A 14,003-nucleotide genomic window follows, 5' to 3' on the forward strand; every position below is an offset into this window, starting at 1 on the left:
CGCCCGCTTGTCACTCGCGGAAGGCGCGTTCCGACAGGCGCGTGATCGGCGTCAGGATATACTGCATCACCGTGCGCGGATCACCGAGCAAGTTGATCTCCGCCGTCATGCCGGTGCCGATCGGCAACAGCGTGCCCGTACGGCGATCGAGCAGCCCCTTCGTGTCGGTGCGCACGAAGACGTTATAGTAGCTCGCCTGCGCCTTCTCGTCGACGATCGCGTCGGGCGAGATCGATTCGACCTTGCCGTCGATCCAGCCGTAGACCGAACTGTCGTAGGCGGTGATGTTGATCCGCGCATGCTGCCCGGTGCGCACGCGCGCGATGTCCTCGGGGCGAACGCGCGCCTCGACCAGCAGCGTGTCGCGGCTCGGCGAGATTTCGGCGATCGGCGCGCCGGGGGCGACCGCCGCCCCGACGGTGGTGACGATGACGCGGTTGATCCGCCCCGCGAGCGGCGCGCGCACGGTTGTTCGCTCGAGCCGCGCGGCGAGCGCCGGCATCGTCGAGGCGCGCGCGGACAGGTCAGCCTGCGCCTTGGCGAGTTCGTCCGCCGCGCGCGCGCGCCAGTCCTGCCGCGCCTGCGCAAGGCTGGCACCGGCTTCCGATACCGCCGCCTGCGACCGCGCGAGCGCCGCCGACGCCTGCGCCGCCTCGCTTGCCGCCACCGCCGCGGCGCTGCTCGCCTGATTCAACGTGAGCCGCGGCTCGATGCCCTTGTCGACCAGCGGCTTGATCATCTCGAGTTCGTAGGCGCGCGCCTCGCTCGCGCTGCGCCGCGCCTCGAGCGCGGAGCGCGCCTCGTTGACCGCGCGGGTCGCCTGCACGCCGCGCGCGCCGTACGCGCCGGTGATCCCGGCGAGTTCCTGCATCTTGGCGGCGTGCAACGCGCGCTCGATCTCGATCTGCTCGGCGATCGCCGGATTGCTTGCGGCGGGATAGACCGGCTCGCGCCCGAGCACCTCGGCCTTCAGGCGGGCGATCTTGACGAGCAGCGCGGCGGTCTGCGCTTCGCCCGAGCCGAGCTCGCCGCCGGTGGCGGTGGGATCGAGCCGAACGATCGGCTGCCCGGCGCGCACCAGTTGCCCGGTACGCACCAGGATCTCCTTCACCACCCCGCCTTCGAGGTTCGACACCGTCTGCAGCTGCGAGCTGGCGATGACGCGTCCCGAACCGCGCACGGTGCGGTCGAGCGTCGCCCACGATGCCCAGACGACGAAGATCACGAAGAAGGCGACGATCGCCCACAGCAGCAGGCTCGACGCCTGGCGTGGCTTCACGCGCGAGGCGAGATCCTCGAGATGCGTGTGCGGGGCGGGCTGGGTTGCGAGTTCGGACATCGGATCAGGCCACCTTGGGTCGCGTGAGCTGCTGCATCACCTGGTCGCGCGGGCCGTCCATGATGACGTGGCCGCGCTCCATCACGATGATGCGCTGGACGAGCTGGAGCAGCGGCGGGCGGTGCGTGACGAGCACCATGGTGCGGCCCTGCACCTCGCTCTGCAGCCGATCGATCAGGCTCTGCTCGGTCTGCGTGTCCATGCTGGCGCTGGGCTCGTCGAACACCAGCATCTGCGGCCGGCCGGCGAGCGCGCGCGCGATCGCGATCGACTGGCGCTGGCCGCCCGACAGCCCCTCGCCGCGATCGGCGAGCTTCAGGTCGTAGCCGTTGGCGATCTGCCCCATGAACTGGTGCGTGCCCGACAGGTCGGCGACGCGCAGCATCTCGGCATCGTCGATCCCGGCGCGGCCGAGCGAGATGTTCTCACGCACGCTGCCGGTCATCAGCACGCTGTCCTGCATCGCGACGCCCATCTGGGCGCGCAGCGTGCTGGGATCGATCTGCCGGACATCGGTGCCGTCGACCATCACCAGCCCATCGGCGGGCGGATAGAGGCCGAGGATCAGCCGCGTCACGGTCGACTTGCCCGATCCGACGCGGCCGAGCAGCGCGACGCGCTCGCCCGGCTGGATCGTGAACGACACGCCGTGAAGCGCGGGCTCGCTCGCGCCGGGATAGCGGAAGCTGACGTTGCGGAATTCGATCTTGCCGGCGAGCTTGGCGAGGCGCAGCGGCTCGCCGGCCGGCCCCTCGCTCGGCTGCACCATCATTGCGTTGATCTGGCGATAGGCGGTACGCGTGGCGGAGAGCCGCGCGAGCAGCTGCGAGATCGTCGCGAGCGGCGCGATCGCACGCCCGGCGAGCAGCGAGCAGGCGATCAGCCCGCCCGACGTCAGCTCGCGCTCCGCGATCAGGTTGACGCCGACGATCACGACGCCGGCGTAGCTGATCGTGCTCGCCGACCCCGCGACGGTGATCGCGATGGTCGAGATCAGCCGCTGGCGCAGCGACGAATCGGATTGCTGGCGCACCGCATCGACCCAGCGCCGCGACAGCATCGGCCCCGCGCCGGACGCCTTCACCGTCTCCAACCCGCCGATCGTCTCGACCAGCACCGACTGTTTCGACAGCCCCTCGCGCAGCGTCCGCGCGGTCAGCCGCTCGAGCGCGGGGTTGGTCGCCCACGCCGTCAGCAGCACCACCGGGATGATGACGAGCAGCACGATCACCACCTTGCCGCCGATCGCCCAGATCACCGCGACGGTGAGGATCAGGAACGGCAGGTCGACCAGCGCCGACATGGTGGCCGAGGCGAAGAAATCGCGCAGCGCCTCCAGCTCGCGCATCAGCCCGGCGAGTGCGCCGGTCGATCCGCGCTTCTGATCGAGCCGGATCGCGAGCAGCTTGGCGAACACGCGCTCGCCGACCTGCTGGTCGATGTCAGCGCCCGCGATGTCGACAAAATAGGATCGCAGCATCTTCAGCACGAAATCGAACACGATGACGATCGTGAAGCCGATCGACAGCGCGACGAGGCTCGACATCGCGTTGTTCGGGATCACGCGATCGTAGATCACCATCGAGAACAGCGAGGTGACGAGCGCGAAGATGTTGATCAGCACCGCCGCGGCGGCGACCTTGAAATAGGTCGGCTTGTTTTCGAGCATCGGCTCGACCAGCCACGGCGCGAAACGCTTCTTGGGGTCGGGGACGAGCGTATGGTCGCTCATTGCGGGCGTCCTTGGACTGGATCGGTGATGCCGAGCGTGGGAAGCAGCTGCCCGGTCTTGGACAGCAGCACGTACCGCGACGCGTCGAGTTCGGTGACGGATTGGAGGTAGCCGACAGCGGTCTCGAAATAGCTGTCCTCCGCGCCGATCACGTCGAACAGCGTGCCCGACGAGACGCGAAAGCGCTCGGCGATCGTATCGCGCGAGCGGCGGCTGGCGAGATACGTCGCTTCGAGCGCGACGCGCTGCTCCTCGAGCGCCTGGACGTCGGACCAGGCGATCTCGGCGTCACGCGCGGCCTCGATCGAAACGCGGTTCGCGCGCGCCTCGGTCGCGCGGGCGCGGGCCTGCGCCTGCTGGTCGCGCTCCTCGATCCCGCCCCACAGGCGCTGGCGCAGCGTCAGCCGCGCGCGCACGTCATAGTCGCGCGGCGTTTCGTAGATGCCGTAGCGCCCGGTATCGAGCCCGGCGGACAGCGTTGGCAGGCGATCGGCGTGCGCCGCCTTGGCATCGTTGCGCGCGCCTTCGGCCAGCGCGCGGGCGGAGCGTACCGCGGGCACCTCGATCGCGCGGGCGACGGCAAGGTCGCGGCTGATCCCTGCCTGGCCGATGAACGGCGCCCGTGCCAGTCCGGCGGGCGGCGGCGTGCCGGCAAGCGACTGAAAGCGCGCGGCGGCCTGCGCCTCCAGCCGGCGGAAGCGCGCGAGTCGCGCGTCGGCGGAGGCGATGTAGCTATCGACCCGCGCGATGTCGGCCTCGGCCGAGACGCCGCGCCGGATGCGTTCCTGCACCATCACCCGCAGTTCGCGCTGGCTGGCCGCGAACGCGGTCGATAGCGCGACGAGCGAGCGATAGGTAAAAACGTCGTACCACGCCGCCAGCGTCTGCAGCGCAACGCGATCCTGCGCGCCGAGGATGTCGGTCTCCGCCGCGCGCAGCCGCTCGCGCGCGGCGCCGATCCGCGCGTTCGCGCTGCCCCCGTCGAGCAGCAGCTGATCGACCGACAGCAGCTGATCGGTACGGCGGCCGGGGCGCGATTCCTCGATGATGTTCTCGACGTTGTTGCCGAAGTTGCGCGACAGCACCTTGTAGCTGGTGATGGTGACGTCGACGGTGGGGCGGCGCACCGCACGTGCTTCGCCCAGCGCGGCGCTGGCCTCGTCGCGGGTCGCGCTCGCTTCGTCCGCCTCGGGCGCACGGGCGATCGATTCGACGACGATACGCTGGAGCAATTCGACCGGTGCGGTCGTCCGCGTCAGCGCGAGCAGCGGGTCGGACGCAGCGCTTACCGCCATCGGATTGCCGCTGTGCGTCGGCAGCAGCGGCGGGGTGGGGGCAGGAGTGGGCGGGGCGGCAGGCGCGGGAAGCGCCGGTGCGGAAGGACTCGCCATGGGCGACATGGCCTGTCCCGAAAGCACGAGCGCAGCCAGCGCCAGGCCCATCGCCGACGCGCCGATCACATCCTGCTCCTGAAAAACGCTACGCGAACCATCTATCCCCCCCGGGACAAGATGGCGCCTCTATCCTGCGGCGAAGCGTTCGCCAAGTATTGTAACGCGCTGGTAAATAAAAGCCGGCTGTGCGTTACTGGCCGAACACACCCGCGCGGTAGAGCAGGGTGATCGCGACGCGGCGGTTGCGCGGATCCATCGGATCCTTCTCGATCATCGGCTCGCGATCGGCGACGCCTTCGATGCGGTGGAACCGCCCCTCGGGAATGCCGCCGAGCAGCAGCCGGCGACGCGTCGCCTCGGCGCGGCCGGTGGCGAGCATCCAGTTGTTCATCGCGCGTGGGTCGCCGAACGGCAGGCTGTCGGTATGGCCGCGGATCATGATCGGGTTCTGCGTCGCCTTGATCCCGTCCGCGACCATCCCGATCAGCTGGGACGCGTCGCTTTCCAGCGCGGTGGTGCCGAGCGCGAACATCGAATAATCGGCATCGTCGACCAGATCGATCCGCATCCCCTGCGGCGTCATGGTGAAGCGGATGTGCTTGGCCCATGCGGCGAGGCTCTTGCGCTCCTTGAGCTGCTGCTCGACCTGCTGTTTCAGTTTGGCGAAGTTCTTGCGGTCCTCCGCCGCGACCGCATCGGGGCTGCGCAGCGATCCCTTGCGGCCGGTGCCGATATCCTTGCCGCCCGCGCCGTCCACCTTGGAGACGATCGTCGGCATGCGCGAATTGCCGTCATGCGGACCGGTCTTCATCTGCGAGGTGACCGATTCGCCGCCGAGCAGCCCGCTGCCGCCGATGCCGAGCGACTTGGTGTTGAGGACGGTGGGCGCGAAATAGTCCGCGATGCCCTTGCGCTGCTTCTCCGATGTGGCGCCGAGCAGCCACATCAGCAGGAAGAACGCCATCATCGCCGTGACGAAATCGGCGTACGCGACCTTCCAGGCGCCGCCGTGGTGCCCGCCATGCCCCTCGATATAGATCTTCTTGACGATGATCTTGGGCGGCTGGTTGTTCCCGTGGGGCGCGCGCGCGGCCATTTACTTGCCCCTGAGGCCGTCGAACACCTCGGCGAAGCCGGGCTGGTTGGTGTGCGCGATGCCCGAGCGCGCCGCTTCGATGACGAGCGGCTGCGGATGGCCGTGGAGCGAGGCGATGATGATCTGCTTCACCACGTGATAGATCGCCGCATCGGCATCGATCACCTGCTTCAGCCGCGAGGCGAGCGGGCTGACGATGCCATAGGCGAGCAGCACGCCGAGGAACGTGCCGACCAGCGCCGATCCGATCATGCCGCCGAGGATCGACGGCGGCTTGTCGATCGAGCCCATCGTCTTCACCACGCCGAGCACCGCGGCGACGATGCCGAGCGCAGGCAGCGCGTCGGCGAGCGAGGAGAGCGTCGTGTGCGGCCCCTCCACCTCGTGATGGTGGGTCTTGATCGCATTGTCCATCACGTCCTCGACCGCATGGACGTCGAGCGTGCCCGACGACACGACGACGAGACGCAGCGTATCGGCGATCAGCGCGACCAGCGTGTGATCGGCGAGGAGGCGCGGATATTCGGCGAACACCGCGGAGGATTTGGGATCCTCGACGTGCGGCTCGAGCGCGATCGGACCGTCCATCCGCAGCATCTTCATCAGCTTGCTGACGAGGAAGATGACGTCGAGATAATCCTGCTTCTTGTACTTCGGCCCCTTGAAAACCTTGGCAAGGCCGCCGCCCATCGCCTTCAACTCCTTGCCCGAATTACCGATGATCAGCGCGCCCGCCGCGGCGCCGCCGATGATCAGCATCTCGTGCGGCAGCGCGTGAAGCACAGGGCCGAGCGCGCCACCGGTGAAGGCGAAGCCACCGAACACCATGGCAATGAGGACGACGAGGCCGATGGCGGCGAACATGTGTTTCCCCGGGACAGGAGCAATTCGCGCTGATGGTTAACCCGACATGGTAGCCAAGAGGTTACCGGGCGAAGGTTTTTCTATCGCTTCGGCGCGCCGGCGGCGGCGTGCGGCGGATCAGCGCAGGTAATCGAACAGCGACAGGCTGGAGAGCTTGGAGAAGCTCGCCTGCGTCGCCTGAAGGATCGTCATCGTCTTCTGCAGCTCGACGATCGTCTCGGTCGGATCGGCATCCTCGATGCCCGAGCGGGTGACCTCGCGGTCGTCCGCCGCGCTCTTCAGCTGCGCGGCGAACAGATCGACCCGCGCCTCGCGCGCGCCGAGCGAAGCCTGCGTGCCGATCACCTGGTCGGCGACCACGTCGAGCGTCTCGGACGCGTCCTCGGGCACGTCCTCGCCCGCGCGCAGCGCGGTGACGATCGCCGTCAGCGCGGCGGCGATGTCGCTCGTCGGCGTGGCGAGGAAATCCTTGGCATTGACGGTCGCCTCGACGCTCTGCCCGTCGCCGAGCGGCATCGCCGGGGCTTTTCCGGCCGCGAAAGCGAGGCCGCCGCCGCTCTGCGTCACCGCCGCGCCGTCGTCTTGGCCGCCGAACAGCGGCATGCCGCGCGCGTCCTTGGCGTTGGCGAGCGAGACGACCGACTGGAGGATGCCGTCGAGTTCGGTTGCGATCGCCGCCTTGGCGCTCGCCGAATTGGTGCCGCTCTTCGCCTGCACGACGAGTTCGGCCGCGCGTTGCAGCCGATCGGTCATCTGCGTCAGCGTGGTGCCCGCCTGCTGCAGTGTCGACTGCGCGAGCTTGACGTTGGCCGCGTCCTGCACGCCGTCGGCATTGGCGCGCTGGATACCCTGCAATCGCTGGTAGCCGACCGAATCGTCGGACGGTTTCAGCAGCTTCTTGCCCGTCGAGATCTGCTCGTTGAGCGTATCGAACTTCGACTGGAGCGCCTGCATCGTGCTCGTCGAGCGATCAAAGAACAGGCTGGTGGAAAGGTTGACACTCATCAGCGAATATCCAGCAGGGTCTGCAACGTCTCGCGCGCGATCGAGATGACGCGGCTCGACGCCTGATAGGCTTGCTGGAAGCGCAGCAGGTCGACCGCTTCCGAATCGAGATCGACGCCCGATACAGCGTCGCGCGCGGCGATCGCGCCGTCGTGGATCGCGGTCTGCGCCGCGGCGACGGTGCGGCGCGTCTGGATCGCGGCGGCGTTGCCGCTGACCAGCGCGGTCAGCCCGCCTTCGACATTCGTCGCGCTTCGCAGCGCCTCGAGCGTGGCGAGGTTGCCGTTGCCGCGGGTACCTTCGCCGACGCTCGCCGCGGCGATGCCGCGCGGATCGTCGAGCGTCATCGAGATGTCGGTCGGCGCGGCGCCGACGGTGAACATCGCGTTGCCGGCATTGCCGTCGAGCGTGCGTCCGCCCGCCTGCGTGTCGTTGACGGTGTCGACGAAGGTGGTCGCGAGCTCGCCGAGCGCGCTGCGCGCATCCGCGATCCGCTGCGCCCCGTCGACCACACCGCCGAGCGTGCCGCCGCCCGGCGTCAGCACCGACGTATCCTTGCCCGACTGGACCGCGAAAACGACCGCGCCGGCGGCGTTGCGCGCATAGCTGACGGTCGACACCTGGTTGCCGCTGACGAGCGCGACGCCGTTGCCGCCGCCGGCGCGTACGCTGGCACGGCCGAAGCCGTCGATCGTCGCGCTGACGTCGACCAGCCCGCTCATCTTCTCTAGGATCGCGTCGCGCTGATCGGCGAGATTGGCCGCCGCCGCACTCCCCGCGCCGACGCGGCCGAGCCCGTCGTTGATCTTGGCGAGCGCGGCCGAAAGCCCGTTGAGATCGGCGACCGCCTGATCAGCCGTCGCGTCGAGCTCGCCCGTCGCGTTGGCGAGCGCGGCGCCGGTCGCGGTGAACGCGCCGGCCACGGCGCGCGCCTGCTCGAGCATCGCAGCGCGCGGCGCGGTGGCGGTAGGATCGGCGGTAACGCCTTTGGCGGCGGTGAAGAAGGCGGTGAGGCGGGTGTCGAGATCGGCGCCGGTCAGCGCGGTCTGGATGCGATCGAGCCACACGCCGCCCGCTTCGGTCCGCGCCAGATCGGCGCCCGACGCGCGGACCGACGCCGCCTTGAACATGTCGGCCGCGCGGCTGACGCCGGTGACGAACACGCCGTGACCGCTGGTCGCGCCGGACGCGGTGACCGAGACCACTTCCTTCGTCGTGATCGTGCGGCGCGAATAGCCCTCGACCCCGCCGTTCGCGATGTTCTCCGACACCACGGACAGCGCGGCCTGATTCGCGCGGACGCCCGATGCGCCGATGGAAAGAAGGTCGCTCACGCCGGCGGCATCGCCGATCGCTGGTTAAGATCGGGTTTCGCCTCGGCCGAACCGGACGCATCGCCGGTCTGGTCCGCCGATTTCGCCGCCGCCGTTGCCGAAAGGCCACGCGACAGGAAGTCGGTCATCGCCTTGCCGATCCCGAGCGGCGTGTGCTGCGCCATCTGCTGGACCATCTTCTGGTCCTGCATGTCGCGGAAGGTGTCGATCGCCTGGCTGTCGAACAGCGGCTCGGCGAGTTTCGCCTGGCGCATCGACTTCAGCATCATCGCGGTAAACACCGATTCGAACTGCTGCCCGGCGGCGACGAGGTTCTCGCGCGTCTGCGTGCGCTTCAGCCCGGTATCGATACCCGTCGCGCCAGAGATGGTGCCGACGGGCGGCGGCGTGATCTGCGTCACAGGACGATCAGCTCGGCCTTGAGCGCGCCGGCCTCCTTCAGCGCTTCGAGGATCGCGACCAGATCGGCCGGCGAGGCGCCGATGGCGTTCACCGCCTTGACGATGTCGGCGAGCTTCGGGCCGGGGGCGAGCAGGAACATCGGGCGATGTTCCTCATCGACCGCGACGCCCGATTTCTGCTCGGTCGCGGTCTGCCCTTGGCTGAACGGCGCTGGCTGGCTGATGCGCTGATTCTCGTCGATCCGCACCGTCAGCTTGCCGTGCGTCACCGCGGCCGGGCCGACGCGCACCGCCGAATTGATGACCACGGTGCCCGAGCGCGCGTTGACGATCACCTTGGCGGGCGGCTCGGCCGAGGTGACGTCGAGATTCTCGATCGTCGACATCAGCGTCGCGCGTACGTCGGCGCCGATTGGGGCACGGACCGCGACCGACACGGCGTCGATCGCCTGCGCGGTGCCGAAGCCCAGCCGCTGATTGATCGCGCCGGCGACGTTCTGCGCAGTGGTGAAATCGGCGCGCTGCAGGTTGAAGGTCAGCGTCGGCGTGTCGGCGAAACCCGTCGCCACCGCGCGCTCCACCGTCGCGCCTTCCGGGATGCGGCCGGTGGAGGGGGTGTTGACGACGATCTGCGAGCCGTCCTTGCCCTCCGCGCCGAGCCCGCCGACAGCGAGGTTGCCCTGCGCCATCGCGTAGACCTGCCCATCCGCGCCGAGCAGCGGCGCCATGATCAGGCTGCCACCGCGCAGGCTCTTCGCCTTGCCCATCGACGAGACGGTGATGTCGATCCGCTGCCCCGGCTTCGCGAAGGCGGGCAGCTCGGCGGTGATCATCACCACCGCTGCGTTCTTGAGCCCCGGATTGGCATTAGGCGGCAGCTGCAGCCCGAAGCGCGAGGCGACCGCCTTCATCGACTGGACGGTATATTCGAGATTGTCGTCCCCGGTGCCCGGCAGGCCGACGACGACGCCATAGCCGGTCAGCTGGTTCGAGCGGATGCCCTGAAAGCCGCCGAGATCCTTGATCCGGTCGGCCGTGGCGGGCGCCGCGATCAGCGATGCGGCGAGGCAGGCGAGGAGAAGGCGAAGCATCGTCATGGCGCGGGACCGTGCAGTCGGCATGGTTAACGGGCGGCTAAGAGGCATCAGAACGGGCTGACCACCTGGAAGAAGCGGCTGAGCCAGCCCTGGCGGCCGGCGCGCGCGACGTCTCCCTTGCCGGTATAGGCAATCTGCGCGTCGGCGACGCGGGTGGAGAGGACGCGGTTGTCGCGGTCGACGTCGGCGGTGCGGACCAGCCCCTTAATCTGGACGAATTCGTCGCCGCGGTTGAGCGTCACGCGCTTCTGCCCCTGCACCAGCATCGTGCCGTTGGGGAACACCTGCGCCACCGTGACCGACACTTCGCCCGACAGCGAATTGGCCTGGCCCGCGGTACCGACGCCGTTGAAATTGCGATCGCCGCTGATGCTCGCGTCGGAGCGGTTGAAGAGGTTGAGCGCGCCCGTCGTCGGTGGCGTGATGCCGAAGCCGCCACCCGAATCGAGCTTCGACGTCGACGATTTCGACGCCGCCGTCCGCTCGACCAGTACGATCGTCAGCGGATCGCCGACGCGCCGCGCACGCCAGCCTTCGTGCAGCGCGGCATAGCCGTCCGCCGCCTGGAAGATCGATCCATTGGCGGGCGCAGGGGCGGCGAGCGGCGGCGGCGCGACGGGAGCGAGGCGCACGGCGGTGAAATCCTCCGCCGGCTTCTTCTTGCCGAACAGCCCGGCTTCGGCGGGCGCGGGCACGAACGCCGCCGCGACGAGCGCTGCGGTGGCGGCGCCGAGCGCGATCTCGATCCAGTGCGCGGCGAACGGATTGGGGGCGCGTGATGCCATCGTCGTCGCCCTTTAGATGTTCTGGTTGACGTATTTGAGCATGTCGTCGGTCGCCGAGATCATCTTGGAATTGACCTCATAGGCGCGCTGCGTCTCGATCATGTCGACGAGTTCCTCGACGACGTTGACGTTCGACGCTTCGAGCATGCCCTGGCGGATCTTGCCGCGCCCGTCCTCGCCCGGCACGCCGAGGTTGGCAGCGCCCGACGACGCGGTCTCGACGAGGTAATTGTCGCCAACCGACTGAAGCCCCGCGGTGTTGGGGAAGCTCGCCACCTGCACCTGGCCGAGGTTCTGCGCCTCGTTCTGGCCGGGGATCGTCGCGGACACGGTGCCGTCGGTGCCGACGGTGATCGAGGTGGCGTTCTCTGGGATCGTGATCCCCGGCATCACCTGATACCCCTCCGACGTGATCAGGAGACCCTCGGGCGAGCGCGAGAAATTGCCCGCGCGCGTGTAGCCGAACTGTCCGCCGGGCAGCTGCACTTGAAACATGCCGTCGCCGTCGAGCGCCATGTCGAGGCTGTTACCGGTGGTGTTGAGCGAGCCTTGCGTATCCATCCGCGCGGTGCCCTGCACGCGCACGCCGGTGCCCAGGTTCAGCCCGGTCGCGTACTTCGTCTCCTGCGTCGACTGCGCGCCAGGTGCGGTGATCACCTGGTAACTCAGCGTCTCGAACGCCGCGCGGTCGCGCTTGTACCCGGTGGTGTTAACGTTCGCGAGGTTGTTCGAGATCACCCGCATGCGCGTATCCTGGGCGTCGAGCCCGGTGCGCGCGATGTGCATGGCGGCGGTGGTCATGTCTCTATCGTCCTTATTCTATCGCGCGGGGATCAGCCGGGCATCCGCATGACGGACGCGGCGCCTTCGTCCATCGTCTTGGCTTCCTTGAGCAGGTTCGCCTGCACTTCGTAGCTGCGCTGATTCTCGATCATGTCGACCAGCACCTGCGTCATGTTGACGTTGCTCTGTTCAAGCGCGCCGGACGCCACCTTGGCATCGAGGTTCTCGGGCAGCACCCCGCCGCCGCGCACGTGCATCAGATTGTCGAGCCCCTTGGTGGTCGACGATCCCTTGTCGGAGACGACCTTGATCCGGTCGATCACCGTCGTCTCGGTCGCCTCCGCCCCCTGCGGGACGATCGAGATCGATCCGTCCGAGCCGATCGACAGCGAATTGTACGGCGGCACGGTGATCGGGCCCCCCGAGCCCATCACCAGGAACCCGTCGCCCGTCTGCAACGTGCCCGATGCCGAGACGCTGAGATCGCCGCGGCGGGTATAGGCCTCGGTGCCGTCGGGCGCCTGCACCGCGATCCAGCTCGTCGCGTCGGTCAGCGCCACGTCGAGGTTGCGCCCGGTCTGCGAAAGCGCGCCGACCGAACGGTCGGCGTCGGTCACTTCCTGCGCCGCGGGCGCGCGCGCTTCGAACCGGCTGCCGCCGCCCTTCATCTCGATCCGGTCGAACACGACGCGGTCGGCGCGAAAGCCGGTGGTCGACACGTTCGCCATGTTGTTGGCGATCGCGGCCTGCGCCGCCATGTGCGCCTTGAGCCCCGTCGCCGCGGTATAGACCAGTTTATCCATGCAACGTGCCCCCGGCGCTCAATTCACGAGCGAATGTTGAAGCCGCCGCTCGTTCACGAGCGGATGTTGAAGCCGCCGCTCGTTCACGAGCGGATGTTGAAGCCGCCGCTCGTTCACGAGCGGATATTGAAGATCGTCTGCGAGATCTGGCTCGCGGTATCGAGCGCCTTGGCGTTCGCCTGGAAATTGCGCTGCGCGCTGATCAGCTCGACCAGCTCCTCGGTAATGTCGACGTTCGAGCCCTCGACGGTACCCGACATCAGCTTGCCGAAGCCGTTCTCGTTCGCGCTGCCCATCGTCGCGCTGCCCGACAGCCCGGTCGAGCTCCAGTAATTGCCGCCGTTCTGGCGCAGCCCAGTCGGGTTGACGAAGTTCGCCAGCGCGACCTTGCCGAGCTTCACCGCGTCGCCGTTCGAGTAGCTCGCCATGATGACGCCGGCGCTGTCGACCGCGATGCCGGAGAATTCGCCGAGCGCCGTGCCGTCCTGCGTGCGCGCAGTGATCGCGAACGGTTGCTTGCTCGCCGTCGAGCCGCCGAGGTCGAGCGTGATCGTGCGCGGCTCGCCGCCGGCGACCGGAAACTTGAGCTCTGCACCGCTGGCGGAAATAAGATTGCCGTCGCTGTCGAACGCCATATCGATCGGGCCGCCATCCTCGGGCGCGCTCTCGCCGAGGAAGCTGTGGACGGTCCAGTTGCTAGCCTTGCTCACCGTGCCGTCGCCGGCCGTCTCCTCGGGCTTCCTGACGAAATACTGCGTCAGTGTCTGCGCATTGCCCTTGGCGTCGTAGACGGTGGTGCTGGTGGAGTGCGTGAACGTCGCCGCGTTCGAGCGGCTGAATTCCGCGTCGGTGCCCTTGGCGCCGGCGTTGAGTGCGGCCTTGATGGACACCGTCGAGGTTGCCGTCGCCTCGCCGCTGGTCGTCGGCACCTGCACGTCGATCAACGTGCCGACGCCCGGCACGGTGCCGTCGGTCTCGACCGCATAGGCTTGCAGGCGGCTGCCCTGCGCATCGGTGATGAAGCGATTGGGATCGACAGCGAAGGTGCCGTTGCGCGTGTAGGCAACCGTCGCGCCGCCCGCCGCCGGCGTCTTCACCGCGAAGAAGCCGTCACCCGCCACCGCGAGATCTAGCGACGAGCCGGTGGTAACAAGGCTGCCCTCGCCGAACATCTGCTTGTTCTGCGCCAGCGCGGTGCCCGAACCGACGAGCCGGCGCGGATCGCTGGTGAAGTTCGACGCCATGATGTCGGTGAATTCGCTGCGGCTCTTCTTGAAGCCGTTGGTCGAGACGTTGGCGAGGTTGTGCGAGATCGTCGACATATCGGTCTGCGCGGCCTGCAAGCCCGAGAGCGAGGTATAGAAGGACAT

Annotated in this window: 13 protein-coding genes; all 13 read right to left on the bottom strand. The window is 68.4% G+C overall.

Annotation, left to right across the window (positions count from 1 at the left end; all coding sequences use genetic code 11):
• Positions 1-10 precede the first annotated feature (10 nt).
• Positions 11-1,339 carry an HlyD family type I secretion periplasmic adaptor subunit gene (locus F1C10_RS13325; protein ID WP_185206875.1) on the bottom strand — a complete coding sequence of 443 codons (1,329 nt, stop codon included), beginning with the start codon at positions 1,337-1,339 and terminating at the stop codon, positions 11-13.
• A 4-nt stretch (positions 1,340-1,343) separates the two neighbouring features.
• The gene (locus F1C10_RS13330) at positions 1,344-3,071 is read right to left on the bottom strand and encodes a type I secretion system permease/ATPase (protein WP_185206877.1); all 1,728 of its coding nucleotides are present in this window, start codon (positions 3,069-3,071) and stop codon (positions 1,344-1,346) included.
• Entirely contained in the window at positions 3,068-4,462 is a 1,395-nt protein-coding gene (locus tag F1C10_RS13335) for a TolC family protein (protein WP_185206879.1), read from the bottom strand. Before F1C10_RS13335 ends, F1C10_RS13330 begins: the two co-directional genes overlap by 4 nt.
• 193 nt (positions 4,463-4,655) lie before the next feature.
• Complete coding sequence (locus F1C10_RS13340) at positions 4,656-5,561, bottom strand: flagellar motor protein MotB (protein WP_185206881.1); 906 nt, start codon at positions 5,559-5,561, stop codon at positions 4,656-4,658.
• Positions 5,562-6,425 carry a flagellar motor stator protein MotA gene (gene motA / locus F1C10_RS13345; protein ID WP_185206883.1) on the bottom strand — a complete coding sequence of 288 codons (864 nt, stop codon included), beginning with the start codon at positions 6,423-6,425 and terminating at the stop codon, positions 5,562-5,564.
• A 117-nt stretch (positions 6,426-6,542) separates the two neighbouring features.
• The gene (gene flgL / locus F1C10_RS13350) at positions 6,543-7,430 is read right to left on the bottom strand and encodes a flagellar hook-associated protein FlgL (RefSeq protein ID WP_185206885.1); all 888 of its coding nucleotides are present in this window, start codon (positions 7,428-7,430) and stop codon (positions 6,543-6,545) included.
• Entirely contained in the window at positions 7,430-8,764 is a 1,335-nt protein-coding gene (gene flgK, locus F1C10_RS13355; RefSeq protein WP_185206887.1) for a flagellar hook-associated protein FlgK, read from the bottom strand. The genes flgL and flgK overlap by 1 nt, the downstream gene beginning before the upstream one ends.
• Positions 8,761-9,165, bottom strand: a complete 405-nt coding sequence (locus tag F1C10_RS13360) for a rod-binding protein (RefSeq protein ID WP_258042928.1) — start codon at positions 9,163-9,165, stop codon at positions 8,761-8,763. The genes flgK and F1C10_RS13360 overlap by 4 nt, the downstream gene beginning before the upstream one ends.
• Complete coding sequence (locus F1C10_RS13365; protein WP_185206889.1) at positions 9,162-10,256, bottom strand: flagellar basal body P-ring protein FlgI; 1,095 nt, start codon at positions 10,254-10,256, stop codon at positions 9,162-9,164. The genes F1C10_RS13360 and F1C10_RS13365 overlap by 4 nt, the downstream gene beginning before the upstream one ends.
• Positions 10,257-10,309: 53 nt before the next feature.
• Complete coding sequence (locus F1C10_RS13370; RefSeq protein WP_185206891.1) at positions 10,310-11,047, bottom strand: flagellar basal body L-ring protein FlgH; 738 nt, start codon at positions 11,045-11,047, stop codon at positions 10,310-10,312.
• Positions 11,048-11,059: 12 nt separating this feature from the next.
• On the bottom strand, positions 11,060-11,848 hold the full coding sequence (flgG, locus tag F1C10_RS13375; RefSeq protein WP_185206893.1) for a flagellar basal-body rod protein FlgG: 789 nt from the start codon (positions 11,846-11,848) through the stop codon (positions 11,060-11,062).
• Between the two features lie 32 nt (positions 11,849-11,880).
• A complete protein-coding gene (locus F1C10_RS13380) occupies positions 11,881-12,633 on the bottom strand; it encodes a flagellar basal body rod protein FlgF (protein WP_185206895.1) in 753 nt (250 codons plus the stop codon).
• A gap of 113 nt (positions 12,634-12,746) precedes the next feature.
• A complete protein-coding gene (locus tag F1C10_RS13385) occupies positions 12,747-14,003 on the bottom strand; it encodes a flagellar hook protein FlgE (protein WP_185206897.1) in 1,257 nt (418 codons plus the stop codon).

The organism is Sphingomonas sp. NBWT7, assembly GCF_014217605.1.
GTDB lineage: Bacteria > Pseudomonadota > Alphaproteobacteria > Sphingomonadales > Sphingomonadaceae > Sphingomonas.